Here is a 22,366-nt window from a genome sequence, read left to right as displayed (position 1 = left end):
ACGCCATGAAATCCACCACTCTCCTCGGGACGGCGTGCATGGCCCTGGGGATGCTGCTGCCGGTTGCGGCTGCGGCGCAAAGCGCCCTCGCAGGCAGCGAAACGACGGCGAAAGCCGAGGAGGCCGTGGCGTTCGTCGCCACACCGGTCGACTCGGCCACGCTGGCAGGCTATCGGGGCGGAGCCGAGGTGGTCCGCAACGACATGACCCTGAACGGCACGACGGCCGGCAACTCGGCCCGCAATGTCGATACGGGGGACAACACCATCAGTTCGGGCTCGTTCGCCAACATGAGCGGGCTGCCGGTCGTGATCCAGAACTCTGGCGCGAACGTACTGATCCAGAACGCGGTGATCGTCCACGTGCAGATGAACTGAGGAGGCGACATGCGCGGCATGCTGCTCTCCCTCGCTTTGCTGGCCGTGGCCACCGCGGCGCCCGCTCAACAGGAGCAGGAACAAGAGCGGGCCTATATGCCATCCATGGGTATGGGCGACTTCAACATACCCGTGAAGAGCCTGAAGAAGCAGCGGCAGGCACGCACGCTGATCCAGAAGTACGACTTCAGTTGCGGCTCGGCCGCGGTCGCCACGCTGCTCACGCACCACTTCAACTATCCGGTGACCGAGCAGCAGGTATTCGTCTGGATGTACGAGCACGGCGACCAGGAGAAGATCCACAAGGAAGGCTTCTCGCTGCTCGACATGAAGCGCTATCTTGCGACCCTGGGCTTCGAGGCCGACGGCTTCGAGCAGCCGCTCGAAAAGCTCTCGCAGGCGCGCGTGCCGGCCATCGTGCTGATCAACGCCAACGGCTATCACCACTTCGTGGTGGTGAAGGGCTTGCAGCCGGGCCGCGTGCTCATCGGCGATCCGGCGCAGGGCACACGCGCGCTTTCGCGCAAGGATTTCGACGAGATGTGGCAGAACGGCCTGCTCTTCGTGATCCACAACCGAATGGACATCGCGCGCTTCAACGTCGCCGCCGATTGGCGCGTTGCGCCGCACGCGCCGCTCGGCCAGGGCATTTCCCGCGAAGGCATGGAGATGCTCGCGCTGCCCAAGCTGGGACCGGGAGACTTCTGATGGCCGCGCGCCGCTTTCCCTTCGCCCATCTCGTCATCGGCCTCTATGCGCTGCTGGTGGGCAGCGTGCTGTCGCCGGCGCGGGCGGACGATCCGGAATCCGAGCAGCCGCAGCGAACGGAAGAAATCTGGATCGCGGCGAGCAACCACGATCTCGATCAGTTGCGTGGTGGATTCGACCCCGCCGGCACCGGGCTGATGGTGAGCTTCGGCATCACGCGCGCCGTCTATATCAACGGCGACCTCGTGACGCAGACGACGCTCGACTTCGGCCGCATCTCCGACCTGACACCGGTGCAGGCGGCGCAGCTCGACAAGCAGCTCGCAAGCCTGAACCTGGTCCAGAACGGGCCCGGCAACACCTTCCAGGCGCAGCAGGGCGGCGGCCCGAACGTCGGCACCGTGATCCAGAACTCGCTGAACAACCAGACCATCGTCAACCAGACGATCATCAACGCATCGAGCAATTCCGCGGGGATGGTGAGGAACCTCAACATCCTCTCGACGCTGAACGACAGCGTCGCGGCAGCGATAGGCTCCCGTTGAAGCGCGCGCCTCGCGCGACGCGCTTTCAGGCCCCGCCCGACGCCAGTGCCACGCACAGCGCGTGCAGATTGGGCACGATGAGTTGCGGGCGCGCATCGTGTTCCCACGGGCGCTCGTCGCGCACCAGCCACGCGGCCTGCATGCCGGCACCGAGCGCGCCGACCACGTCGAGCGCGGCGTCGTCGCCGACATGGAGTACGTCCCTCGGTAGCAGCCCGACCGATGCCGCCGCCGCACGGAAGATGGGCGCGTGCGGCTTGCCGCTGCCGAATTCGCGCGCATTGAACGCGGTGCGGAACCAGCGTCCGACACCCGTGCGGTGGACATCGGCATTGCCGTTGGAAATCGCGACCAGCGGATAGCGCTCGCTGAGCCATTTGAGCGCGGGCAGCGCGTCGTCGTAGAGCTCCACGCGCTGGCGCTCCGCGAAGAAGATGTCGAAGGCCGGCTCCGCGAGCGCCGGGTCTTCGCCAGAGCGCTTCAATGCGGCGCGGATCGATTCGCGGCGCAGCGCGCTCAGGTCGTGTGCCAGATCGGAACGCTCCTTGGCCGTGGCCTCACGCAACTCGCGCAGCACGCCGGGCGTGACCAGCAGGTCGGCAGTCTTCGGCGCCTCGCGCATCAGCCAGCCGTGCAGCACGCGCTCCGCGCGCTCGATGGTGGGCCAGATCGGCCAGAGGGTGTCGTCGAGATCGAGCGAGATCGCGGCGACGCGCTTCACATCGAGGGTCAGGGAATCGGGGGTCGCGACGGGCATGGCCGAGAATATCGCATGCCTTTCCGACAAGAACCGCCCGCCGCCGACATGGCCCCAGGGCGCACTGCCGTGCTGTGGTGCAACCTGGGCTCGCCCGATGAACCGACGGCAAAGGCCGTGCGCACCTACCTTGCCGCCTTCCTCAGCGACCCGCGCGTGGTCGAGATTCCGAAGGCCGCGTGGTTGCCGATCCTGCACGGAATCATCCTGCGCACCCGGCCCGCGAAATCCGCCGCCAAGTACGCCAGCATCTGGATGCGCGAGGGCTCGCCGCTCAAGGTGTGGACGAAAAAGCAGGCCACCATGCTCTCCGGCTGGCTCGGCGAGCGCGGCCATCGGGTGACGGTGCGCGATGCGATGCGCTACGGCGAGCCATCGATCGCGAGCCGGCTGGACGAACTCCGCGCGGAGGGCGTCACCCGTGTGCTGGTGCTGCAGGCCTATCCGCAGTACTCCGCCACCACCACGGCGAGCGTGATCGACGAGGTAAATGCCTGGAGCGCGCGCGTGCGCCGCGTGCCCGAGTTCCGCTTCGTGAACGACTACCACGACGATGCCGGCTACATCGACGCGCTCGCGCGCAGCGTCCTGCGCCACTGGCAGCACCACGGCCGGCCCGAGCAGCTGGTGCTGAGCTTCCACGGCATTCCGGCGCGCAACATCCGGCTGGGCGATCCGTACCACGCGCAATGCGTGGTCACCGCGCGCCTGCTGGCCGAACGCCTGCAGCTCACGCCCGACCAATACCGCGTGACCTTCCAGTCACGCTTCGGCCGCGCGAAGTGGCTGGAGCCCTACACCGAGCCCACGCTGCGCGCCCTCGGCGCGAAGGGCGTCAAGCGTGTCGACGTGATGTGCCCGGGCTTCCCCGCCGACTGCCTCGAGACGCTGGAGGAGATCGCGATGGAAGGCCGCGAAGCCTTCCTGCAGGCGGGCGGAAAGGAATTCACCTACATCCCTTGCCTCAACGACAGCAGAGACTGGATCACCGCGCTCGCAGGCATTGCCGAGCGCCATCTGGCAGGCTGGCCGTCCGACTCGCGAGCGAAGGCTCAGTAGCGCCCGAGATAGTCCAGCTTGCCGATCGGCACGCCGTTGTGCCGCAGGATGTCGTAGGCGGTCGTGATGTGGAAGAAGAAGTTCGGGATCGCGAACTGCAGCAGGTAGCGCTGGGCGGTGAACTTGAGTTCGTTGCCTCGGACCTTCATGACCACCTCGCGGTCCTCGTGGCCGTCGATGAGCGAGCGGTCCACGGTGCCCAGGTAGTCGATGGTCTTCGCGACGCGCGCCTGCAGCTCGGCGTACGTCGCTTCGGTGTCCGGAAAGCTCGGACCCGTGACGCCCGCGATGCGCGCCACGCCGAACTTGGAAGCATCGCTCGCGCTCTGGATCTGCCCGGCGAGCGTGAACATGTCCGGCGCAAGGCGCGCGTCGACGAGCTGCGAAGGATCGATGCCCGAAGCCTGCGCATGCGCAAGACCTTTTTCGAGGATGTGCGAAAGCTGGCCCAGTCCGCGGGTGAACACCGGGACGGTTACGTCGTAGAGCGAGAGCGCCATGAATTGACTCCGTGTGTAGTGGCCGCCCGATTGTGCGACCGCCACATTTCACACGCCGGCGCTGCGCACAAAGGCCTCGATCGGGTCCAGATGCTCCGGCACGTTCAATGCCGGCGCGTGGCCGCAGCCTGGGACTTCGATGATCTGGAGGCGGTTCCTGTCGCCGGGGCCGCGGCGGCGCATTTCTTCGATCGTCTCCCGCAGCACGAGGTCGGAGTCCACGCCGCGAAGGCAAAGCACCGGCGCTTCGATCGCGTCGTAGTGCGCCCAGAGCACGTAGTCCTCCGGATGCACAGTGAACTGCCTCGCCATCGCCGGGTCGTAGTGCGGCGTCACGCGGCCGTCGGGCAGACGGCGGGTGGAAGTCTCGGTCAACCGTCGCCATTGCGCATCGCTGAGCCAGCCGTAGGGCTTGTAGACGGTGCGGAAGAAGGCTTCGAGTTCCACCACCGTGTCGAAGGCCGGCGGCTGGCCCGCATAGGCGCGGATGCGCTCGACCGCCTCCGACGCGAGCTGCGGCGCGTTGTCGTTGAGCACCAGGCTCGCGATGCGCGGCTTCATCGCCGGCTCGACCAGCCCGCCCGCGCAGACCATGCCGATCGCGCCGCCCATCGAGGTACCGACCCAATGCACGCGCGTGAGCTTGAGCTCGTCGCACAGCGCCGCCGCGAGCCGGGCATAGAACGAGAGCTTGTATTCGTCATCCGGCGCCCTGCTCCACTGGCTCAGGCCGCGGCCCAGCGTATCGGGACAGATCACGCGGAACCCGCGGTCCGCGAAATGCACCGCAAGCTCGTCCATGTCGCGACTGGTGCGTGCAAGGCCGTGCCATGCGACGATGACAGGATCGCCTGCGCGGCCCCAGTCCATCCAGTGGATTTCGTATCCGGCGAGTTGCGCGTAATTGGAAGTCGGTATGTTCATTTCGATCGCCTTCGAATTCAGGACGCTCATTTACGGAGCCGACCCACGATGCCGGTCGGGAAGTAGTAGACCGAGAGCACGAACAGCACCCCCAGCCACAGCAGCCAGCGATCGGGCGACAGCAGCGCCGACAGCCACGTCACGCTGCTCGCCGCCTCGCTTCCGAGGCGCAGCAGGTCCTGCAGATAGCTCTGCGCGACCACGAAGATCACGCTGCCGATCACCGCGCCGTACATCGTGCCCATGCCGCCGATGACCACGATCAGCAGCACGTCGATCATGATTTCGAAGCTCAGCGAGGTGTCCGGCCCGTTGTAGCGCAGCCAGATCGCGAGCATCGCGCCCGCGAGCGTCGCAAAGAGCGCCGAGAGCACCGACGCGGTCGTGCGGTACACCACCACGCGGTAGCCGATCGCCTCGGCGCGAAACTCGTTCTCGCGGATCGCCTGCAGCACGCGGCCGAACGGCGAATTCACGATGCGCAGCAAGGCCAGCACCAGCACCACCGCCAGCACGAAGAGCATGTAGTAGCAAAGCAGCCGGCCGTCGAGCGACACGCCGAGGAAAGGCTCCTCCGCGAACTCGAAGCTCGGCGAGATCAGTTCGGGCAGCTTGAAGGTCAGACCATCCTCGCCGCCGGTGAAATCCGACAGCTGCGACGCCAGTGTCTGGAAGGCCGAGGCCACCGCGAGCGTGATCATCGCGAAGAAGATCGCGCGCACCCGCAGCGAGAACAGGCCGATGGCCAGCGACAGCACCAGCGAGATGGCCAGCGCCACGCCCAGACCGAGCAGCAGGGCGCCCCACCCCGCGCCGAGGCGGGTCGCCGAAATCGCGATGCCGTAGGCGCCGATGCCGAAGAACATCGTCTGCGCGAAGCTCACGATGCCGGTGTAGCCGAGCAGCAGATCGAAGCTAGCGACCAGCACGATGAACACCAGCACCTTGGCTGCCACGCTGAGCGCCTTGACGCCCGGGAAGATGAACGGCGCGGAGGCCAGCCCCAGCACCACCGCGAGCAGCAGCACCGCCAGCAGGCGGTTGCGCGGCAGGTCGTTGGAAAGAAGACGGGAAATCATGGGTCGTCCTTTCAACGGTTCGTGACGGGATAGACGCCCTGCGGACGCCACAGCAGCACCGCGACCATCAGAAAGATGCTCGCGAACTGCGTCAGCGTCGGCATCAGGAAGCCGGTGTAGTTGTTCATCAGGCCCACGAGCAACGCGCCGATCAGCGCACCGGTGGTCGACCCGAGGCCGCCGATGATTATCACGATGAAGATCAGCACATTGACCTGCGCGCCCATCTGCGGAATCAGGTTCTGCTGGAACAGGCCCCACATCACGCCGCCCAGGCCGGCGAGCGCGCTGCCCACCACGAACACACCGACGAAAAGCCGGCCGATGCGGTAGCCGAGCGACTCGACCATCTCGCGGTCCTGCACGCCGGCGCGGATCAGGAGGCCGATCTTGGTCCGGCCCAGCGTCCAGGCGAGCACGCCGAAGACGAAGATGCCGACGATCACCGCAAGGATGCGGTACCTGCTGATCGCCGCATCGCCGATGAAGAGCGAACCGCGCAGCGCATCGGGCAGCGGCAGCGGAATCTGCCCCGGTCCCCAGATCACCTTGATCAGCTCCTCGCCGATGATCATTCCGCCCATCGTGATGAGGATCTGCTTGAGATGCTGGCCATAGACCGGCCGCACGATGAAGCGCTCGAACGCCGGGCCGATCGCGCCCGCGACCAGCATCGCCACCAGCATGGCCGGGAATACCGCGACGAGGTTGCGCCACAGGTCCTGAGAGCCGGTCCAGTCGCTCATGCCTCCCAGCACGGTGCTCGCCACGAAGGCGCCGAGCGCGATGAACACGCCGTGGCCGAAGTTGAGCACGTCCATCAACCCGAAGACCAGCGTGAGGCCGGAAGCGATGATGAAGATGATCATCCCCATCGCGAGGCCCGCGACAGTGAGCGTGAGCCAGGTAGAAACCGAGCCCGTCAGCGGCAACGCGATGAGTGCCAGCACCGGCACGAGCGCCAGCGGTTTCCAATCGAAATCTTTATTCATAGTGCGAGCCCCAGAAGCGATTGCTGCAGGGCTTCATCCGCCGAGAACGCGGCCATGCTGCCGCTGTGGACCACAACGCCGTTGTCCATCACGGCGACCGTGTCGCCCAGCCTCTGCGCGAAGTTGATGTTCTGTTCGACGAGCAGGATCGTCACGCCGCTCTTCTTGAGCTCGCTGAAGGCGTCGATCATGTTGTTGATGATCGCGGGCGCGAGGCCCTTGCTGGGCTCGTCGACGATCAGGAGCTCGCGCGGCTCGACGATCGCGCGCGACACCGCGAGCATCTGCTTCTGCCCGCCCGAGAGCTTGCCCGCCGGGTGGTTCCAGAACTTCTCGACCGCGGGAAAGAGCTTGAAGATCCATTTCAGCCGCGTGTCGTCCATCTGGTCGGCGTTCTTCGCGCTCCTCGCGGCCAGCAGCATGTTCTCCTTCACGGTGAGGTCCGAGAAGATGCCCATGTTCTCGGGCACGTAGGCGATCCCGAGTTCGGCGATCTGCGGCGTGCGAATCGCGGTGATGTCGGTGCCGCCGAAGCGCACGCTGCCCTGCGACGCATGCCACAGGCCCATGATGGTCCGCAGCGTGGTGGTCTTGCCGGCACCATTGCGGCCCAGCAGCATGGTGAGTTGGCCCTTGGGCACCGCGAGGTCCACGCCATGGAGGATGTGATACGCACCGATGTGCGTGTGCACGCCGCTCATTTCCAACAGGTTCGCCGCGCTCATTTGGCCTCCTTCGCGACGCCGAGGTACGCCTCTTGAACCACCGGCGAGGCGATCACCTCGGCCGGCTCGCCATCGGCCACGAGCTGGCCGTTGTGCAGGACGATGATGCGGTCCGCGAGTTCGCGCACCACGTCCATCTTGTGCTCGACCAGCAGGATGGTCTTGGTCTTGTCTTTCTTGAGCGCGCGGATCAGGTCGAGGATCACCGGGGCTTCCGCCGCGTTCATGCCGGCGGTCGGCTCGTCGAACATGAACACCTTCGGTTCGAGCGCCATCAGCAGCGCGACCTCGAGCTTGCGCTGGTCGCCGTGCGGCAGGCCCGCGACGGGCGCGTGCTCCTTGGCCTTGAGCGCCACGTCCGCGAGGATCTGGTCGGCGCGCTCGGTCAGCGCGCGGTGGTCGCTCCAGATGCTCCAGAGATTGAGGCCGCGCCGGTGCGCGCCTTCGCGCGTGGCCTGCACGGCGAGGCGCACGTTCTCCAGCACGGTGAGATTGGGAAACAGGTTCGTGAGCTGGAACGCACGCCCCAGCCCCGCCCGCGTGCGCGCCGAGGCCGGCAAGCCCGAGAGCGATTGCCCGTCGAGCGTCACCGTGCCCTCGGTCGCCTTGAGCTGGCCCGAGATGAGATTGAAGTACGTGGTCTTGCCGGCGCCATTGGGGCCGACGATGGCCGTCAATGTGCCGGGTGCGAAAGCGCAGCTGACAGCATTGACCGCCACGTGGCCGCCGAAGCGGATGGTCAGGTTTCGGGTCTCAAGCATTGATCGAAGAAAGAAGCCGCCTCGCGGCGGCGCGGTTGGGGATCAGCAGGTGCCAATCACGTAGTAGTTGGTTCCGGTCTGCTTCAGGGTCGTGGTGACGAAGGTGTTCCACAGGCCCATGTTCTGGCTGGAGCCGTTGGCATAGGTGTAGCCGCCGCTCTGCGTGGCGCGGCCCGCGGTGGTGTGGGCGTAGTTGCTCGCGGTGTAGCAAACGGGCGTGGTGCCTCCGCCGCTGGCGGCGAGCGTGGTGCCGGTGGCCGCGGTGGACATCGCGCCTTCGACGTTGCTCGCATCGACCGCGGTCACACTCCAGCTGTAGGTCGTCGATGCGGCAAGCCCGGTGTCGGTGTAGCTGGTGCCGGTCAGGGCCGACGCATTGACCTTGGTGCCGCCACGGTAGACGTTGTAGCTCGCGGCGCCAGAGACCGCGTTCCATCCGATCACCATGCTGCTGCTCGTCGCGCCGGAGGTGCCGACGCCGGTGGGCGCCGCCAGCGTCGATCCGCCGCCGCTGCCGCCAGTCGAGCCGCTCGTCACGCGATCCACCATGGCCTTGATCGCGGCCATCTGCGGGCCCGACTTCTTCGCGTAGTTCGCGTTGTCGTAGCCCCACCAGTCGAAGCAGCTGTTGGTCGCGGCGGTGCTGGTCTGCGGATAGATCAGGATGATGTTGTTGGTGTCGGCCCACCGGTTGTAGCCGGTGTTGCGCACGTACTTGTCGCCGATGTCGCTGTAGTTCTGCTTGCAGCCGTGCAGCACCACATGCACGCGGCACGACGTGCTATTGCAGCTTTGCGGCACGTAGATCCAGCCGGTCGCGGCCATGCCGTGGCCGCTCACGAAGTCGGTCTGGTTGAACTCGGTGAAGGCGCCCGAGAGCGTGCCGTTGTTGCGCGCATTCAGCGTGCCGTAGAGGTACTGGAGGATGTCGCCCGCCAGGTCGAAGCCGCAGTTGTTGATGTAGGGCGAGGCCGTCGTGCTGCAACTGCTGCCGTAGTCATCGGTGATCATCGCGTGACCGGAGCCGATGTTGTTCTTGTAGAAGGTGTTGGCCGTCGGAACGAAGCTCTGGTAGTAGGTCTTGAGGTCGTTCATCACGGCCTGCACCACCGTGTTGTCCGAGGTGCCGGAGTAGAGATAGACCTTCGAGTTCGCGAGGTTCGAGACCGGATCGATGGTGCCGCTCGATGCCCAGCTGTTGGTCGTGCTCACCAGAGATGACACCGGGATGCTGCTCGTGTGCGACATGCAGCGCCCGGTCGCATTGACGATCGACCCCTCGGCACAGTAGTACGGCCCGCCCGCCACGACGCCCGCCCCGCGCTTGAAGGTCGCCGAATAGGCGACGTGCAGTTGCACCGCCATGAACCCGCCCGCGGACAGGCCCGACACGCTGACCTCCGCCGAATTGGCCCCGAGCGCCGGCAACGGCACCGCGGCCGTCGCCGCGTGGCACGCCAGCGCGGCGAAGGCCGCGACCAAGCTCGTCTTCATCTTCATCGTCATCCAGTTGCGCTTCATGTTGTCTCCATTGGTTTTTTTCGAGGTGCACTGAACCGTCCCCTCTCGCGAGGGGACAGATGGGAAAAACGTTGTGTGCCGCGCCAGTCGCTATGCCAGGAACCCCGCGGAACCGGCTTAGCCGGGCCGCCGGGGTTGCCCCCGCAAGGGGTGGAGAGCGACACGCAGTGCGCGAGGCTGGGGGTTAGCGCTTGTTCCGGATGGGAATGTCCATCTCTTCCGGCTTGATCTCGTGCACCAGCTCAGGCACGCCCCACGCGAAAGCCGGGTCCACCTTGATCTTGAAGTGGTACATGCTCTGCATCGCCTGGTGGTCTTCCTTGCGGAAGGTCATCTTGCCCTTGGGCGTGTCGAAGCTCATGCCTTCCATGGTCGAGATCAGCTTGTTGGTGTTGGTGTCGCCGCTCGTCTTCTTGAGGGCAGTCACCAGCGCCATGGCAGCGGAGAAGCCTCCCGCCGTGAAGAAATCTGGCGGCGACTTGAATTCCTTGTAGTGCATCGAGACCATCGCCTCGTTGACCGGATTCTTCGGGATACCGAAGTAGTAGTAGGTGGCGCCCTCCATGCCCGGGAAGCGCTTGTAGGCCGTCATGGCCGGCAGGATGTTGCCGCCCGTGCCCACCTCGATGCCGTAGCGCGACTTCAGCTCGGCATCGGCCAGGGCGTTGAAGGGGGTCGTCGCCCCGGCCCACACCACCGCGATGATCTTGCGGCCCGGCTTGCCCTTGAGCTGCTCGACCATGCGGGCGATGCCGGCGGTGAAGTCGGTCGTGGCGGGCGGCAGGTACTCCTCGTGGACGATCTTGGCCTTCTTGAGCGCGTCCTTGAAGGCTTTCACGCCGTCGCGGCCGAAGGCCCAGTCCTGCGCCAGCATGACGATGGAGGTGCCCTCCTTGTCGACCGCCACGGCGTTGGAGATCGCGTCCTGCGCGCTGTTGCGGCCGGTGCGGAAGATGTACTTGTTCCACTTGTCGCCGGTGATCGAATCGGCCACGGCCGGCTCGACCAGCAGGATCTTCTTGTATTCCTCGGCCACCGGCAGCATCGCGAGCGCGACGCCCGACGACGTGGGGCCGACCGCGATCGCGGCCTTGTCGTCCGCATAGGCCGCCGCCAGCAGCGACTTGCCGAGGTCCGGCTTGCCCTGGTCGTCTTTTTCGATGACGACGATCTTCTTGCCGTTGACCATCATGGTCCCGCCCGTGGCGTAGTCCAGGCCCATCATCAGGCCGGTCTGCGTCTGCTTGCCGTAGGCTTCGAGCGGCCCAGTCTTGCTGTAGATGTGGGCGATGCGGATCTCGTTGGACTGCGCCCAGGCCGGTGCGGTGAAGGTGGTGACTCCGGCGGTGGCCATGGCGGCCAGAGCGACGAGGTGGCGACGGTGCATTCTTTGTCTCCTAAGGATGGTGGCTGAAGATTGCACACATCGTGCCAAGCGCCATCGTCTTGAAAACAAAGGACTTTCCCGAAGTTTCCGCTTCAAAAGATTGAAATCAAGACAATTGGAGTGTCTTTATTTCAGTCAATTGACTGTTCTTCAGTCAGGGTTTTCCAGACGTTCATAGAGCGTCGCGCGGGAGATGCCGAGCAGCCGCGAGGTCGCGAGCTTGTTGCCGCCCGTCTCGGCCATCGCGGCGGCGATCGCCTTGCGCTCCAGTTCGGCGACCTGCTGCGCAAGCGGGCGTAACAGCAAGGCGCGCTCCTCGGCCTCGGTGGCGGGTTCGGCCTGCATGCGTGTCGGCGGCGCGATGTTCTCCTGCCCGGCTTCACGCAGGATGCGTTCGAGCTGCGGCGCATCGATGCGCTGCGAATCGCTGCGCATGGTCACCTGCTCCAGCACATTGCGCAGTTCGCGGATGTTGCCGCGCCAATGCTGCGCCGCGAGCAGCGCCAATGCATCGGGCGTCAGCTCGGGCGGGGCCTCGCCGCTGCGCAGCGCCATGTCTTCCCCCAGTGCCTCCACCAGCGCAGGGATATCCCCCCGGCGTTCCCGCAGCGGCGGCACACGCACCGGCAACACGTTGAGGCGGTAGTACAGGTCTTCGCGGAAGCGCCCTTCTCGGACCAGCGCCGCAAGATCGCGCGAAGTGGCCGCGATCACGCGGGCATCGAACGGCACCAGCTTGTTCGACCCCAGCGGCTCGATCTCGCCTTCCTGCAAGGCGCGCAGCAGCTTGGCCTGCAGGCCGAGCGGCATGTCGCCGATTTCGTCGAGGAACAGCGTGCCGCCATCCGCCAGCTTGAACTTGCCCTCGCGCGCCTTGCGATCCGCGCCGGTGAACGCGCCGGGTGCGACACCGAAGAACTCGGCTTCGAGCAGCGTGTCGGGCACGGCGGCGATGTTCACGCTCACGAAAAGGCCCTGCGCCCGCGCCGACGCCGCGTGGATCGCATGCGCCAGCAGTTCCTTGCCCGTGCCGGTTTCGCCCAGCAGCAGCACCGGGCTCGACGACTGCGCCGCGCGCCGCGCATGCCGCTTGACCTCGACCGCCGCCGGACTGCTGCCGATGAAGCTCGCAAAGGTGTACTTGGACCGCCGCTGACCGTCCGCCGACTGCTGGTAGAGCGGGTTGGCGCGCTGGCTCGCCAGCTCGCGCCGCGCATCGTCGAGATCGCGCTGAAGCAGGGCAAACTTGCTGATCAACGGCTGCAGCGTCGTTTCCGGGTGGTCGAACAGTACGATCCCGATCGCGCCGATGATCTCGCCCAACGCGGCGCCCTCGCGCTCCTCGCGCAGCGGAATCCGGCTCACCACGAAAGTCCCCGCCTTGTTCGTCAGCAGATCGACCAGGATCGGCTCGCCGGTCTCGAGCACACGGCGCATCTGCGTGTTGGGGATCACGTCCTCCACCATGTGGCCGAGGAACTGGTCGATCGACGAGAAGCCCAGCGCCGGCAGAAACCGCCGATAGCCCTCGTTGACCCACACGATGCGCCCGGTCCGATCGACCAGGAACATGCCCTGGCTGATGCTCGAGAACAGATGGAACATCGACCGCGCGGCGAGCGCGAGGATGCTGTCGGCGTCGAGCGGCAAGGCGGGTGGAGCGGCGGTGGCGGGTGGCATGGGCGGGATCGTAGCGCGGGCCCCGGCATGCCCCTACTCGAGCCCGGCAGGCGCCGACAGAGTGGTCTTTTGTGCTTGCTATGCTCCGCCCCTTGCAGGCCACCAGCCTCCAGACCGGCGCCCTCGGCGATGCCCCCTGCGCCCGCCTCGCGCCACCTTATGCGGAACCCCGAACTCATGAGGATCTCCCGGCTTCCGACGCTTTCGCTCGTTGCCTCCTTGCTGCTGCTTTCGGCCTGCGCCGTCCCGCGTCCGCCTGAAAAGGCCGACACGCCGATGCCGCCGACGTGGAGCAACCCGCTCCCCGCCTCCACCGCCGCGCTGCCCCACGGCGGCTCGCTGCCGACGCTGGGCCAGTGGTGGGAACAACTGCATGACCCACTGCTGGTCGACCTGATCTTCGCCGCCGAGTCGGTGAGCCCGACCGTCGCGAGCGCGGGCGCGCGCATCGCGGAAGCGCGAGCCACGCGCGTGGCGGCCGGGGCAGCGCTGATTCCGAATCTCAACGGGCAGTTGGCGGCCAGCCGCGGCAATTCGCCGACCAGCGGATTCACCGGCACTTCGACATCCACCACCGGAGGTGTGAGCACCAGCCTGCCGGTCCTCACGACCGGGCAGGCCGCGCTGCAGTCGAGCTGGGAGATCGATCTGTTCGGCGGCCTTCGCGCGAATCGCGACGCGAGCCAGGCGCGACTCGCGGGCGCGGACGCCCGGTGGCATGACGCGCGGGTGTCGGTCGCGGCGGAAACCGCGAACACCTATCTCGGCGAGCGCGCCTGCCGCCGGCAGCTCGAGGTGTCGACCTCCGATGCGCAATCGCGTGCGGAGACGGCACGGCTCACCGAGCTGTCGATGCGCGCCGGCTTCACCGCGCCGGCCGATGCGGCGCTCGCGCGTGCCAGCGCCGCCGAGGCGTCGGGGCGGCTCACGCAGCAGCGGGCGCAGTGCGCGGTGCTCGAGCAGGCGCTGGCGTCCTTGACGGGCATCGAGGCGCCGGTGCTCAAGGCCCGGCTGGAAGCCGCGCCGATCGATGTCGCCCTGCCGGCCGTCCAGGCGGTGCACAGCGTGCCGGCGGAGGCACTCGCACAGCGGCCCGATGTGTATGCGGCCGAACTCGGCGTGGCGGCGGCAAGCGCCGACGCGGGCGCAGCGCTCGCTGCACGCTTTCCGCGGCTGACGCTGCAAGGCTCGATCGCCACGGTGCAGGTGCGCACCGGTGGTTTCCGCGAGACGCTGGACACCTGGACCATCGGCCCGCTGGCGCTCAACCTGCCGATCTTCGACGGCGGCGCGCTGGCGGCCAACGAGGCAGCGGCCAAGGTGCGCTATGACGAAGCGGTCTCGCTCTATCGCGCGAGCGTGCGGCAGGCGGTGCGCGAGGTCGAGGAAGCGCTGATCAATCTCCGCAGCACCGACGAGCGCGCCGACGATGCCGATACCGCGGTACGCAACTACCAGGCGTCCTTCGACGCCACGCAGGCGCGCTTCAGCACCGGGCTGGCGAGCCTGTTCGACCTGGAGGACGCGCGGCGCACGCTGTTCGTCTCGCAGACCTCGCGCGTGTCGCTGCAGCGCGAACGCGCCGAAGCCTGGGTGGCGCTCTACCGCGCCATGGGCGGCGGATGGTCGCGGCCCGAATCGATCGCAACGACGGCCCCGCCGGCCGCTCCGTCATCCCGTTGAAGAGAATGAAGAAGAAGCGCTCCACCCTTATCGTCGTCGCACTGGGCGTCCTGGTTCTGGCCGGGGCGGGCTTCTGGCTCGCGCGCGGCAAATCCTCGGGCGGCGAGCCCGCGAAGGCGGCGGCGACCGCGCGGCCGACGCTGACCGTCACCGTCGCCGGGCCCGAAACCAGCGAGCTCAACGTCACGCTCTCGGCCAACGGCAATGTCGCCGCGTGGCAGGAAGCCAGCATCGGCTCCGAGGCCAACAGCCTGCGGCTCGCCGAAGTGCGCGTCAACGTGGGCGATGCGGTGAGGAAGGGCCAGGTGCTCGCGGTGTTCTCGGGTGAATCGGTGGATGCCGACGTGGCGCAGGCCAGGGCTGCGTTGGCCGAGGCGCGTGCGACCGCCGCCGACGCGGCCGGCACCGCCGCGCGTGCCCGGACGCTGCAGGCGACCGGTGCGATGAGCCAGCAGCAGATCAACCAGTACACGACCGCCGAGCAGACCGCCAAGGCGCGCGTCGAAGCAGCCGAAGCGGTGCTCGCGGCGCAGCAGGTACGCGGACGCAACACGAAGGTGATGGCGCCGGACGACGGCGTGATCTCCTCGCGCACCGCGACGGTGGGCAGCGTGGTCTCTGCCGGCACGGAGCTGTTCCGCCTGATCCGCCAGGGCCGCCTCGAATGGCGCGCGGAGATCACCTCATCCGAGCTCGGCCGCATCACGGTGGGCACGCCCGCCGTGGTGGTGAGCGCGACCGGCGCGACGGTCAACGGCAAGGTGCGCAGCGTCGCGCCGACGGTCGATCCGCAGACACGCGCCGCGCTGATCTACGTGGACATCCCCGACGTGCAGCAGAACACCGGCATCAAGGCCGGCATGTTCGCGCGCGGCGATTTCATGCTCGGGCGCAGCAGCGCGGTCACGGTGCCGCTCGCCTCGGTGGTGCCGCGCGACGGGTTCAACCATCTGCTGCTGATGCAGCCCGACAGCCGCGTGTCGATGCTGCGCGTCGAGACGGGCCGACGCGTGGGCGACCGCGTCGAAATCACCACCTCGCTGCCGCCCGACGCGCGCGTGGTCGTGCAAGGCGCGGGCTTTCTCAACGATGGCGACCTGGTGCGCGTGGTCGACGCGCCGCCCGCCAATCCGGCAAATGGAGCCCCGAAATGAGCAAGCCCATGTCAGGGCACCCGCGGAACCGGCTTCGCCGGGCCGCCGGTGCGCCCCCTTGAGGGGGTGTCCGAGCCACACGCAGTGGGCGAGGCTGGGGGTGGCATGAACATCTCGGCTTGGTCGATCCGCAATCCGATCCCGGCGGTGATGCTGTTCGTGCTGCTCACGTTCGCCGGGCTGCTGTCCTTCAACGCGATGAAGGTGCAGAACTTCCCCGACATCGACCTGCCGACCGTCACGGTTTCGGCGGTGCTGCCGGGCGCGTCGCCGTCGCAGCTCGAAAACGACGTCGCGCGCAAGATCGAGAACTCGATCGCCACCGTGCAGGGCCTCAAGCACATCACGACCAAGGTGCAGGACGGCGCGGTGACGCTGATCGTCGAGTTCCGCCTCGAGAAGCCGGTGCAGGAAGCGGTCGACGATGTCCGTTCGGCGGTGCAGCGGGTGCGCGCCGACTTGCCCGCGGACCTGCGCGATCCGGTGATCACCAAGCTCGACTTCGCGGCGCAGCCGGTGCTGGCGTTCACGATCTCGTCGTCGCGCATGGACAAGCAGGAGCTCTCGTGGTTCGTCGACAACGACGTGACGCGCCGCCTGCTCGCGATCCGCGGCGTGGGCGCGGTGAATCGAGTCGGCGGGGTCACGCGCCAGGTGCATGTCGATCTCGATCCGGGCAAGCTGCAGGCGCTCGGCGCGACCACGGCCGATATCTCGCGGCAGTTGCGACAGCAGCAGATCGAAAGCGCCGGCGGCCGCACCGACGTGGGCGGCAGCGAGCAGCCGGTGCGCACGCTCGCCACGGTGCGTTCGGCGGACGAGATCGCCGACATCCAGATCCCGCTGTCGGACGGACGGCGCATCCGGCTCGACCAGGTCGCGCGCATCAGCGACACCATCGCCGAGCCGCGGGCCGCCGCCTTCCTCGACGGCAAGCCGGTGGTCGGCTTCGAGGTCGCACGCAGCCGCGGCGCGAGCGAGGTCGAGGTGGGCGATGCGGTGCAGCAGGTGCTCAACCAGCTGCGCGCGGAGCGCCCCGACATCCAGCTGACCGAGGCCTTCAATTTCGTCAAGCCGGTGCGCGAGGAATACCAGGGATCGCTGCACCTACTGTACGAAGGCGCCATCCTCGCGGTGGTGGTGGTGTGGCTGTTCCTGCGCGACTGGCGCGCGACCTTCGTCTCAGCGGTCGCGCTGCCGATGTCGGTGATCCCGGCCTTCGTGGGCATGTACCTGCTGGGCTTCTCGATCAACGTGGTGACGCTGCTGGCGCTGTCGCTGGTGGTCGGCATCCTGGTGGACGACGCGATCGTCGAGGTCGAGAACATCGTGCGCCACCTGCGCATGGGCAAGACGCCCTACCAGGCGGCGATGGAGGCGGCCGACGAGATCGGCCTCGCGGTGATCGCGACGACCTTCACGCTGATCGCGGTGTTCCTGCCGACCGCCTTCATGAGCGGCGTGGCCGGCAAGTTCTTCAAGCAGTTCGGCTGGACCGCCTCGCTCGCGGTGTTCGCCTCGCTGGTGGTGGCTCGGATGCTCACGCCGATGATGGCGGCCTACATCCTCAAGCCGCTCGCGGGCGGCCACAGGGAGCCGCGCTGGCTCGCGGCCTACATGCGCATGGCCGGGTGGTGCCTGCAGCACCGCTTTGCCACCATGGTGCTGGCCACCCTCTTCTTCTTCGGCTCGGTGGCGATGATCCCGCTGCTCAAGACCGGCTTCATCCCGCCGGACGACAACTCGCAGACGCAGGTGTACATCTCGCTCGCACCCGGCGCGACGCTCGCGCAGACCACCGCGATGGCCGAGGAAACGCGACGCCGCGTGATGGCGATCGAGCATGTGCGCAGCGTCTACACCACGGTCGGGGGCGGCAGCGCAGGCGGCGATCCGTTCGCGAACTTCGGCACGCCCGAGACGCGCAAGGCCACGCTCACGATCCAGCTCGACCCGCGCGGCGAGCGGCCGCGCAAGCAGGTGATCGAGAAGAACATCCGCGCCGCGCTCGAAACCCTCCCCGGCGTGCGCAGCACCGTGGGCCTCGGTGGCTCAGGCGAGAAATACATCCTCGCGCTTTCCGGCGATGACCCCAACGCGCTGACCGTCGCCGCGCGCGCGGTGGAGCGCGACCTGCGCACCATCCCGGGCCTGGGCAACATCACCTCGACCGCGAGCCTGATCCGCCCCGAGATCGTGGTACGCCCGGACTTCGCGCGCGCGGCCGACCTCGGCGTGACCAGCTCAGCCATCGCCGAAACGCTGCGCGTCGCCACGCTCGGCGACTACGACCAGAACCTGCCCAAGCTCAATCTCGCACAGCGGCAGGTGCCGATCGTGGTCAAGCTGGAGGATTCGGCGCGGCAGGATCTCTCGCTGCTGGAGCGCCTCGCGGTGCCCGGCGCGCGCGGACCGGTGATGCTGGGCCAGGTCGCCACCTTGTCGATCGAAGGCGGCCCGGCGGTGATCGCCCGCTACGACCGGTCGCGCAACGTCAACTTCGAGATCGAGCTCTCCGGCGTCGGCCTCGGCGACGCGAAGGAAGCGGCGATGAAGCTGCCCTCGATCCGCAGCCTGCCGCCCGGCGTGAGGGTCGCCGAAGTGGGCGACGCGGAAGTGATGACGGAACTGTTCAACAGCTTCGGCCTCGCGATGCTCACCGGCGTGCTGTGCATCTACATCGTGCTGGTGCTGCTGTTCAAGGACTTCCTGCATCCGGTCACGATCCTGTGCGCGCTGCCGCTCGCGCTCGGCGGCGCCTTCGTGGGGCTGTTGGTCGGACAGAAGGCGCTCTCGATGCCGTCGCTGATCGGGCTCATCATGCTGATGGGCATCGCGACGAAGAACTCCATCCTGCTGGTCGAGTACGCGATCGTCGCGCGCCGCGATCATGGCATGAGCCGCTGGGAAGCACTGCGCGACGCCTGCCACAAGCGGGCGCGGCCGATCATCATGACCACGCTCGCGATGGGCGCGGGCATGACGCCGATCGCCTTCGGCTGGAGCTCGGCGGATTCCAGCTTCCGCGCGCCGATGGCCATGGCGGTGATCGGCGGACTCATCACCTCCACCGTGCTGAGCCTGCTCGTGGTGCCGGCGGTGTTCACCTATGTCGACGATGTCCAGCAATGGATCCGCAAGACGGTCAAGCGCATTCGTGGCGCGGTGCACATCGGCCACGGCCATGAGGCTGGCGATAGACTCGCGCCATCGTCGAACGACAGAGGTACACCGTGATCAGCATCTTTCAGCGTGTGGCGGTTTCCGGCGCCTTCCTGGGCATCTCGTTGGCTGCGCTTGCACAGACGCACGATCTGTCGGAGGCCCAGCGGCGGTTCGACGAGCAGGTCGCGAAGTGCAACAGCGGCTCGCTCCCCCGGCCCGAGCGCGATGCCTGCATCCGCGATGCGGGCGCCGCGCTGGACCGCGCGCGCGGCGGTCCGTCGGGCAACGTCACGACGCGCTCGCGAGATCGGCGTTCCACCGTGGTCAAGCCTGAAGGCGCACCCCGCCCGCCGGCACGAAAACGGTCCGTTCGGGCGATCGTCGCTCCACCGTCGTGACGCCGCAGGGCACGCCCGCACCGGCCGGGTCGACGACCGTCACCTCGCCCGACGGCCGCGCCACCGTGGTGGTGCCTGACCAGCCGCAGCGCTGAATTTCAGGGAAAGCCCCGCACCTCCGCCAGCAACGCGGCAAGGCGCCGCACATCCAGCACGACCAGCGCCTTGGCGTCTTTCGCAAGAATGCCCGCGCGCACAAGCGCATTGAGCTCGCGCGTGACCTGCTCGCGATTCGTGCTGACCCGGCTCGCCAGTTCGGCATGGGTCGGCGCGGGGTCCAGCCGCGCGCGGTTCTCGTCGACGCCAACCTCGTGCGCCAGCCGCAGCAGCTCGGCATGGACCCGGTTCTGCACGCCCATCGTGCTCAGGTCGATCACGCGCTCCGACAACTGCCTCACGAGCGAAGCCGGGCTCTGCATCACGCGCTCGGCCACCACCGGCTCGTCGCGAAGCAGTTCGAGGAACGCGAGGCGGTCCAGACTCGCGACCACGCTGGGCTTCAGCGTCAGCACGTCGGCGGAGCGCGGCCGGCCGTCGATGGCCGCGATCTCGCCGAGATGCTCGCCCTCGTTCAGGTCGCGAAACGTGATCTGCCGCCCGTTGGCCGAATAGGTGGTCACGCGCAGCTGGCCCGACACGAGGAAGTAGACATCGCTTTTCTCTTCGGATCGCAGCAGCAGCGGCGCACCGGCGGCGACGCTCTGCCATTGGCAGCGCTGGGCCAGTTGATCGAACCGCGATTGCGACAACCCCTCCAGCAGCGCGATGTGCTTCAGGGCCAGACTGGAACGCCGGGTGGTCATGCTTGTGGATCAGTTGATAAAACCTGTGCGCAAACGCACAGCGCGAATGGCCTGCCAACGCCAAAGTACAGCCCTGTGATCCAGCGATTCCCGCAGTCACACATCAAGGAGATTTCATCATGAATGCAAGACTATTTCTCGGCCTCTCGGCACTCGCATTTGCCGGCGCCGTGTCCGCGCAAACCGTGCCGGCCGAGCAATGGGTCGGCACCCCGATTTCCGCTGTCGGCCATTTCAGCCGCGCCGAAGTGGCGGCGGACATGACCGCGAGCCGCGCGACCTTCGCGAGCGCGCCGGCGGAATATCGAGTCGGTCCCGCCGACCCGACGACGGGCGCGACAAGCCGCGCCGAAGTTGCCGCCGACACCCAACTGTGGATGCGCTCCGGCATGAGCCAGGTCGCGAACCGCGACGGCTTCGATCCGACCGGCGCCGAATTCCGCCACCAGATGGCGGCGTATCAACGCATGCGGAATGGACCGGAGTTCACGGCCGAGGTGCAGCGCGCCCAGAACACGCGCTCGATCGGGATGGCGCGATTCGATCGCGGATCGTCGGCCGAATAAGGACGGTTGAACAAGCAGGTGCGTCGCGATCGCCGCGGAACCGCTCGGGCGGTCCGCGGCGTTTTTCACGTGCGTGGCGTTCGCCGCCGCTACCTCGCGCCCATGCGCCTGGCCGGCGCGGCAGCACCAGCACGGCCAGGATCACGACGATCAGAGCGATCGACATCGGACGCTGGAAGAACACGCTGGCGCTGCCCTCCCCGATCGACATCGCGTTGCGCAGTTGCGCTTCGGCGAGCGGCCCGAGGATCATGCCGACCACCACCGGCGCCGTCGGGAAGTCGAAGCGCCGCATGATCACGCCCAGGACGCCGATGGCGTAGAGCAGGAACAGATCGAACGCACTCTGCCGCATGCCGTAGGCGCCGACCGTGGCGAAGATCAGGATGCCTGCGTAGAGCTGCGGCTTCGGGATCTTGAGCAGCTTGACCCACAGGCCGACCATCGGCAGGTTCAGCACCAGCAGCATCACGTTGCCGATATAGAGGGAGGCGATCAGCGCCCACACCAGCGCAGCCGAGGTGGTGAACAGCTGCGGCCCGGGCTGGATGCCGTAGTTCTGGAACGCACCGAGCAGGATCGCGGTGGTGTTCGAGGTCGGGATGCCGAGCGTAAGCAGCGGGATCAGCGCCGCCGTCACCGTCGCGTTGTTCGCAGCCTCCGGGCCGGCCACGCCCTCGATCGCGCCCTTGGTGCCGAATTCGGCGCGGGCTTCCGAGTCCTTGGCAAGCTTGCGCTCGGTGGCATAACTCAGGAAGGTCGGGATCTCGGTGCCGCCCGCTGGAATGCAGCCAAAGGGCGTTCCGATGGCGGTGCCGCGCAGCCACGCCGGGATCGACCGCTTCCAGTCGCGCGCTGTCATGTGCACGCGGCTGAGCTTGTTCTGCCCTTCGACGACGCGGCCTTCGTACAGCACCGCATACAACACTTCGGCCACCGCGAACAGGCCGACCGCGACCAGCACGATCTCGATGCCGTCGAGCAGCTCGGGGATGCCCCCGGTGTAGCGGCCCTGGCCCGAGATCTGGTCGAGCCCGATGCATCCGGCCGCGAGCCCGATGAACAGCGCCGTCATGCCGCGCAAGGTGCTTTTGCCGAGCACCGCGCTCACGGTCGTGAAGGCCAGCAGCATCAGCAGGAAGTACTCCGGCGGGCCGAGCCGGACCGCGAAGTCGGCCACGAACGGCGCGAACAGCGTGACGATCACCGTGGCGATGGTGCCAGCCACGAACGACCCGATGGCCGCCGTCGCGAGCGCGGCGCCCGCGCGGCCGCTCTTGGCCATCTTGTTGCCTTCCATCGCCGTCACCATGCTGGCGGTTTCGCCGGGCGTGTTGAGCAGGATGGAGGTGGTCGAGCCGCCGTACATCGCGCCGTAGTAGATGCCCGAGAAGAAGATCATCGACGCCGTGACGTCGACCTTGCCGGTGATCGGCAGGAGCATCGCCACCGCGACCGCCGGCCCGATGCCGGGCAGCACGCCGACCGCCGTGCCGAGGGCGCAGCCCACCAGGCACCACAGGAGATTGGCCGGCGTGATCGCAAGCGCGAAGCCGTTCAGAAGCGCGTTGAAGATGTCCAT

General features: G+C 67.4%; 20 protein-coding genes and 1 pseudogene. 9 read left to right on the top strand and 12 right to left on the bottom strand.

From position 1 onward, the window contains the following. The first annotated feature begins 5 nt into the window (after positions 1 to 5). From ACQ858_RS08040 to ACQ858_RS08030, 3 genes are read left to right on the top strand one after another with little or no spacing between them, the layout of a single operon-like run. Complete coding sequence (locus ACQ858_RS08040) at positions 6 to 377, top strand: hypothetical protein (RefSeq protein ID WP_431276197.1); 372 nt, start codon at positions 6 to 8, stop codon at positions 375 to 377. Between the two features lie 9 nt (positions 378 to 386). Beyond that, positions 387 to 1,085, top strand: a complete 699-nt coding sequence (locus ACQ858_RS08035; RefSeq protein ID WP_431276196.1) for a C39 family peptidase — start codon at positions 387 to 389, stop codon at positions 1,083 to 1,085. After that, positions 1,085 to 1,630, top strand: coding sequence for a hypothetical protein (locus ACQ858_RS08030; RefSeq protein WP_431276195.1), 546 nt, complete (start codon positions 1,085 to 1,087; stop codon positions 1,628 to 1,630). The genes ACQ858_RS08035 and ACQ858_RS08030 overlap by 1 nt, the downstream gene beginning before the upstream one ends. Before the next feature lie 25 nt (positions 1,631 to 1,655). Here the strand turns inward: ACQ858_RS08030 and ACQ858_RS08025 are convergent, their stop codons facing one another. After that, a complete protein-coding gene (locus ACQ858_RS08025; protein ID WP_431276194.1) occupies positions 1,656 to 2,387 on the bottom strand; it encodes an HAD family hydrolase in 732 nt (243 codons plus the stop codon). 15 nt (positions 2,388 to 2,402) lie between these two features. On the opposite strand from ACQ858_RS08025, the gene hemH reads away from it, so the two are divergent. Continuing rightward, a complete protein-coding gene (gene hemH, locus ACQ858_RS08020; RefSeq protein WP_431276193.1) occupies positions 2,403 to 3,446 on the top strand; it encodes a ferrochelatase in 1,044 nt (347 codons plus the stop codon). On the opposite strand, the gene ACQ858_RS08015 is transcribed toward hemH, so the two are convergent. The 9 genes from ACQ858_RS08015 to ACQ858_RS07975 all read right to left on the bottom strand — a co-directional run bounded on the left by ACQ858_RS08015 (position 3,440) and on the right by ACQ858_RS07975 (position 13,015). Further along, positions 3,440 to 3,946 carry a DUF1993 domain-containing protein gene (locus tag ACQ858_RS08015; RefSeq protein WP_431276192.1) on the bottom strand — a complete coding sequence of 169 codons (507 nt, stop codon included), beginning with the start codon at positions 3,944 to 3,946 and terminating at the stop codon, positions 3,440 to 3,442. The genes hemH and ACQ858_RS08015 overlap by 7 nt on opposite strands. 48 nt (positions 3,947 to 3,994) lie before the next feature. Then, on the bottom strand, positions 3,995 to 4,870 hold the full coding sequence (locus ACQ858_RS08010; protein ID WP_431276191.1) for an alpha/beta fold hydrolase: 876 nt from the start codon (positions 4,868 to 4,870) through the stop codon (positions 3,995 to 3,997). Between the two features lie 26 nt (positions 4,871 to 4,896). Next, complete coding sequence (locus ACQ858_RS08005) at positions 4,897 to 5,949, bottom strand: branched-chain amino acid ABC transporter permease (protein ID WP_431276190.1); 1,053 nt, start codon at positions 5,947 to 5,949, stop codon at positions 4,897 to 4,899. Between the two features lie 11 nt (positions 5,950 to 5,960). Beyond that, positions 5,961 to 6,941 carry a branched-chain amino acid ABC transporter permease gene (locus ACQ858_RS08000; RefSeq protein ID WP_431276189.1) on the bottom strand — a complete coding sequence of 327 codons (981 nt, stop codon included), beginning with the start codon at positions 6,939 to 6,941 and terminating at the stop codon, positions 5,961 to 5,963. After that, entirely contained in the window at positions 6,938 to 7,666 is a 729-nt protein-coding gene (locus ACQ858_RS07995; protein WP_431276188.1) for an ABC transporter ATP-binding protein, read from the bottom strand. The genes ACQ858_RS08000 and ACQ858_RS07995 overlap by 4 nt, the downstream gene beginning before the upstream one ends. After that, positions 7,663 to 8,427, bottom strand: a complete 765-nt coding sequence (locus tag ACQ858_RS07990) for an ABC transporter ATP-binding protein (protein WP_431276187.1) — start codon at positions 8,425 to 8,427, stop codon at positions 7,663 to 7,665. The genes ACQ858_RS07995 and ACQ858_RS07990 overlap by 4 nt, the downstream gene beginning before the upstream one ends. 42 nt (positions 8,428 to 8,469) lie before the next feature. Beyond that, positions 8,470 to 9,933 (bottom strand): extracellular catalytic domain type 2 short-chain-length polyhydroxyalkanoate depolymerase, encoded by a 1,464-nt coding sequence (locus tag ACQ858_RS07985; protein WP_431276816.1) that lies wholly within the window; start codon positions 9,931 to 9,933, stop codon positions 8,470 to 8,472. A 199-nt stretch (positions 9,934 to 10,132) separates the two neighbouring features. Beyond that, entirely contained in the window at positions 10,133 to 11,335 is a 1,203-nt protein-coding gene (locus ACQ858_RS07980) for a substrate-binding domain-containing protein (protein WP_431276186.1), read from the bottom strand. A gap of 150 nt (positions 11,336 to 11,485) precedes the next feature. Next, positions 11,486 to 13,015, bottom strand: a complete 1,530-nt coding sequence (locus ACQ858_RS07975) for a sigma-54 interaction domain-containing protein (protein WP_431276185.1) — start codon at positions 13,013 to 13,015, stop codon at positions 11,486 to 11,488. A 159-nt stretch (positions 13,016 to 13,174) separates the two neighbouring features. Here ACQ858_RS07975 and ACQ858_RS07970 point away from each other — a divergent pair, with 159 nt between their 5' ends. From ACQ858_RS07970 to ACQ858_RS07955, 4 genes are all read left to right on the top strand, one after another. Further along, positions 13,175 to 14,698 carry an efflux transporter outer membrane subunit gene (locus tag ACQ858_RS07970; protein ID WP_431276184.1) on the top strand — a complete coding sequence of 508 codons (1,524 nt, stop codon included), beginning with the start codon at positions 13,175 to 13,177 and terminating at the stop codon, positions 14,696 to 14,698. Positions 14,699 to 14,703: 5 nt separating this feature from the next. Continuing rightward, entirely contained in the window at positions 14,704 to 15,852 is a 1,149-nt protein-coding gene (locus ACQ858_RS07965; RefSeq protein WP_431276183.1) for an efflux RND transporter periplasmic adaptor subunit, read from the top strand. Between the two features lie 105 nt (positions 15,853 to 15,957). Then, positions 15,958 to 19,089, top strand: a complete 3,132-nt coding sequence (locus tag ACQ858_RS07960) for an efflux RND transporter permease subunit (RefSeq protein ID WP_431276182.1) — start codon at positions 15,958 to 15,960, stop codon at positions 19,087 to 19,089. Further along, the gene (locus ACQ858_RS07955; RefSeq protein WP_431276181.1) at positions 19,086 to 19,415 is read left to right on the top strand and encodes a hypothetical protein; all 330 of its coding nucleotides are present in this window, start codon (positions 19,086 to 19,088) and stop codon (positions 19,413 to 19,415) included. The genes ACQ858_RS07960 and ACQ858_RS07955 overlap by 4 nt, the downstream gene beginning before the upstream one ends. Positions 19,416 to 19,513: 98 nt before the next feature. Here the strand turns inward: ACQ858_RS07955 and ACQ858_RS07950 are convergent, their stop codons facing one another. Further along, positions 19,514 to 20,218, bottom strand: a complete 705-nt coding sequence (locus ACQ858_RS07950) for a Crp/Fnr family transcriptional regulator (protein WP_431276180.1) — start codon at positions 20,216 to 20,218, stop codon at positions 19,514 to 19,516. Between the two features lie 119 nt (positions 20,219 to 20,337). On the opposite strand from ACQ858_RS07950, the gene ACQ858_RS07945 reads away from it, so the two are divergent. Beyond that, positions 20,338 to 20,784 (top strand): hypothetical protein, encoded by a 447-nt coding sequence (locus ACQ858_RS07945; protein WP_431276179.1) that lies wholly within the window; start codon positions 20,338 to 20,340, stop codon positions 20,782 to 20,784. Positions 20,785 to 20,899: 115 nt separating this feature from the next. On the opposite strand, the pseudogene ACQ858_RS07940 reads toward ACQ858_RS07945, so the two are convergent. Further along, positions 20,900 to 22,366: pseudogene (locus ACQ858_RS07940) on the bottom strand (tripartite tricarboxylate transporter permease); the annotation flags it as partial.

Origin of the sequence: Variovorax ureilyticus (assembly GCF_050632185.1) — a bacterium.
In the GTDB taxonomy this organism is placed as follows: domain Bacteria; phylum Pseudomonadota; class Gammaproteobacteria; order Burkholderiales; family Burkholderiaceae_C; genus Variovorax; species Variovorax ureilyticus_A.
Note: the sequence above shows the minus strand (reverse complement) of the source record. Positions and strands in the feature narration are given on the sequence as shown.

Bases quoted from the DNA above. Each gene is read 5' to 3' on its own strand.
- ACQ858_RS08040 (WP_431276197.1), top strand. From the start codon at position 6: ATGAAATCCACCACTCTCCTCGGGACGGCGTGCATGGCCCTGGGGATG.
- ACQ858_RS08035 (WP_431276196.1), top strand. From the start codon at position 387: ATGCGCGGCATGCTGCTCTCCCTCGCTTTGCTGGCCGTGGCCACCGCG.
- ACQ858_RS08030 (WP_431276195.1), top strand. From the start codon at position 1,085: ATGGCCGCGCGCCGCTTTCCCTTCGCCCATCTCGTCATCGGCCTCTAT.
- ACQ858_RS08025 (WP_431276194.1), bottom strand. From the start codon at position 2,387: ATGCCCGTCGCGACCCCCGATTCCCTGACCCTCGATGTGAAGCGCGTC.
- hemH (WP_431276193.1), top strand. From the start codon at position 2,403: ATGCCTTTCCGACAAGAACCGCCCGCCGCCGACATGGCCCCAGGGCGC.
- ACQ858_RS08015 (WP_431276192.1), bottom strand. From the start codon at position 3,946: ATGGCGCTCTCGCTCTACGACGTAACCGTCCCGGTGTTCACCCGCGGA.
- ACQ858_RS08010 (WP_431276191.1), bottom strand. From the start codon at position 4,870: ATGAACATACCGACTTCCAATTACGCGCAACTCGCCGGATACGAAATC.
- ACQ858_RS08005 (WP_431276190.1), bottom strand. From the start codon at position 5,949: ATGATTTCCCGTCTTCTTTCCAACGACCTGCCGCGCAACCGCCTGCTG.
- ACQ858_RS08000 (WP_431276189.1), bottom strand. From the start codon at position 6,941: ATGAATAAAGATTTCGATTGGAAACCGCTGGCGCTCGTGCCGGTGCTG.
- ACQ858_RS07995 (WP_431276188.1), bottom strand. From the start codon at position 7,666: ATGAGCGCGGCGAACCTGTTGGAAATGAGCGGCGTGCACACGCACATC.
- ACQ858_RS07990 (WP_431276187.1), bottom strand. From the start codon at position 8,427: ATGCTTGAGACCCGAAACCTGACCATCCGCTTCGGCGGCCACGTGGCG.
- ACQ858_RS07985 (WP_431276816.1), bottom strand. From the start codon at position 9,933: ATGACGATGAAGATGAAGACGAGCTTGGTCGCGGCCTTCGCCGCGCTG.
- ACQ858_RS07980 (WP_431276186.1), bottom strand. From the start codon at position 11,335: ATGCACCGTCGCCACCTCGTCGCTCTGGCCGCCATGGCCACCGCCGGA.
- ACQ858_RS07975 (WP_431276185.1), bottom strand. From the start codon at position 13,015: ATGCCACCCGCCACCGCCGCTCCACCCGCCTTGCCGCTCGACGCCGAC.
- ACQ858_RS07970 (WP_431276184.1), top strand. From the start codon at position 13,175: ATGCGGAACCCCGAACTCATGAGGATCTCCCGGCTTCCGACGCTTTCG.
- ACQ858_RS07965 (WP_431276183.1), top strand. From the start codon at position 14,704: ATGAAGAAGAAGCGCTCCACCCTTATCGTCGTCGCACTGGGCGTCCTG.
- ACQ858_RS07960 (WP_431276182.1), top strand. From the start codon at position 15,958: ATGAACATCTCGGCTTGGTCGATCCGCAATCCGATCCCGGCGGTGATG.
- ACQ858_RS07950 (WP_431276180.1), bottom strand. From the start codon at position 20,218: ATGACCACCCGGCGTTCCAGTCTGGCCCTGAAGCACATCGCGCTGCTG.
- ACQ858_RS07945 (WP_431276179.1), top strand. From the start codon at position 20,338: ATGAATGCAAGACTATTTCTCGGCCTCTCGGCACTCGCATTTGCCGGC.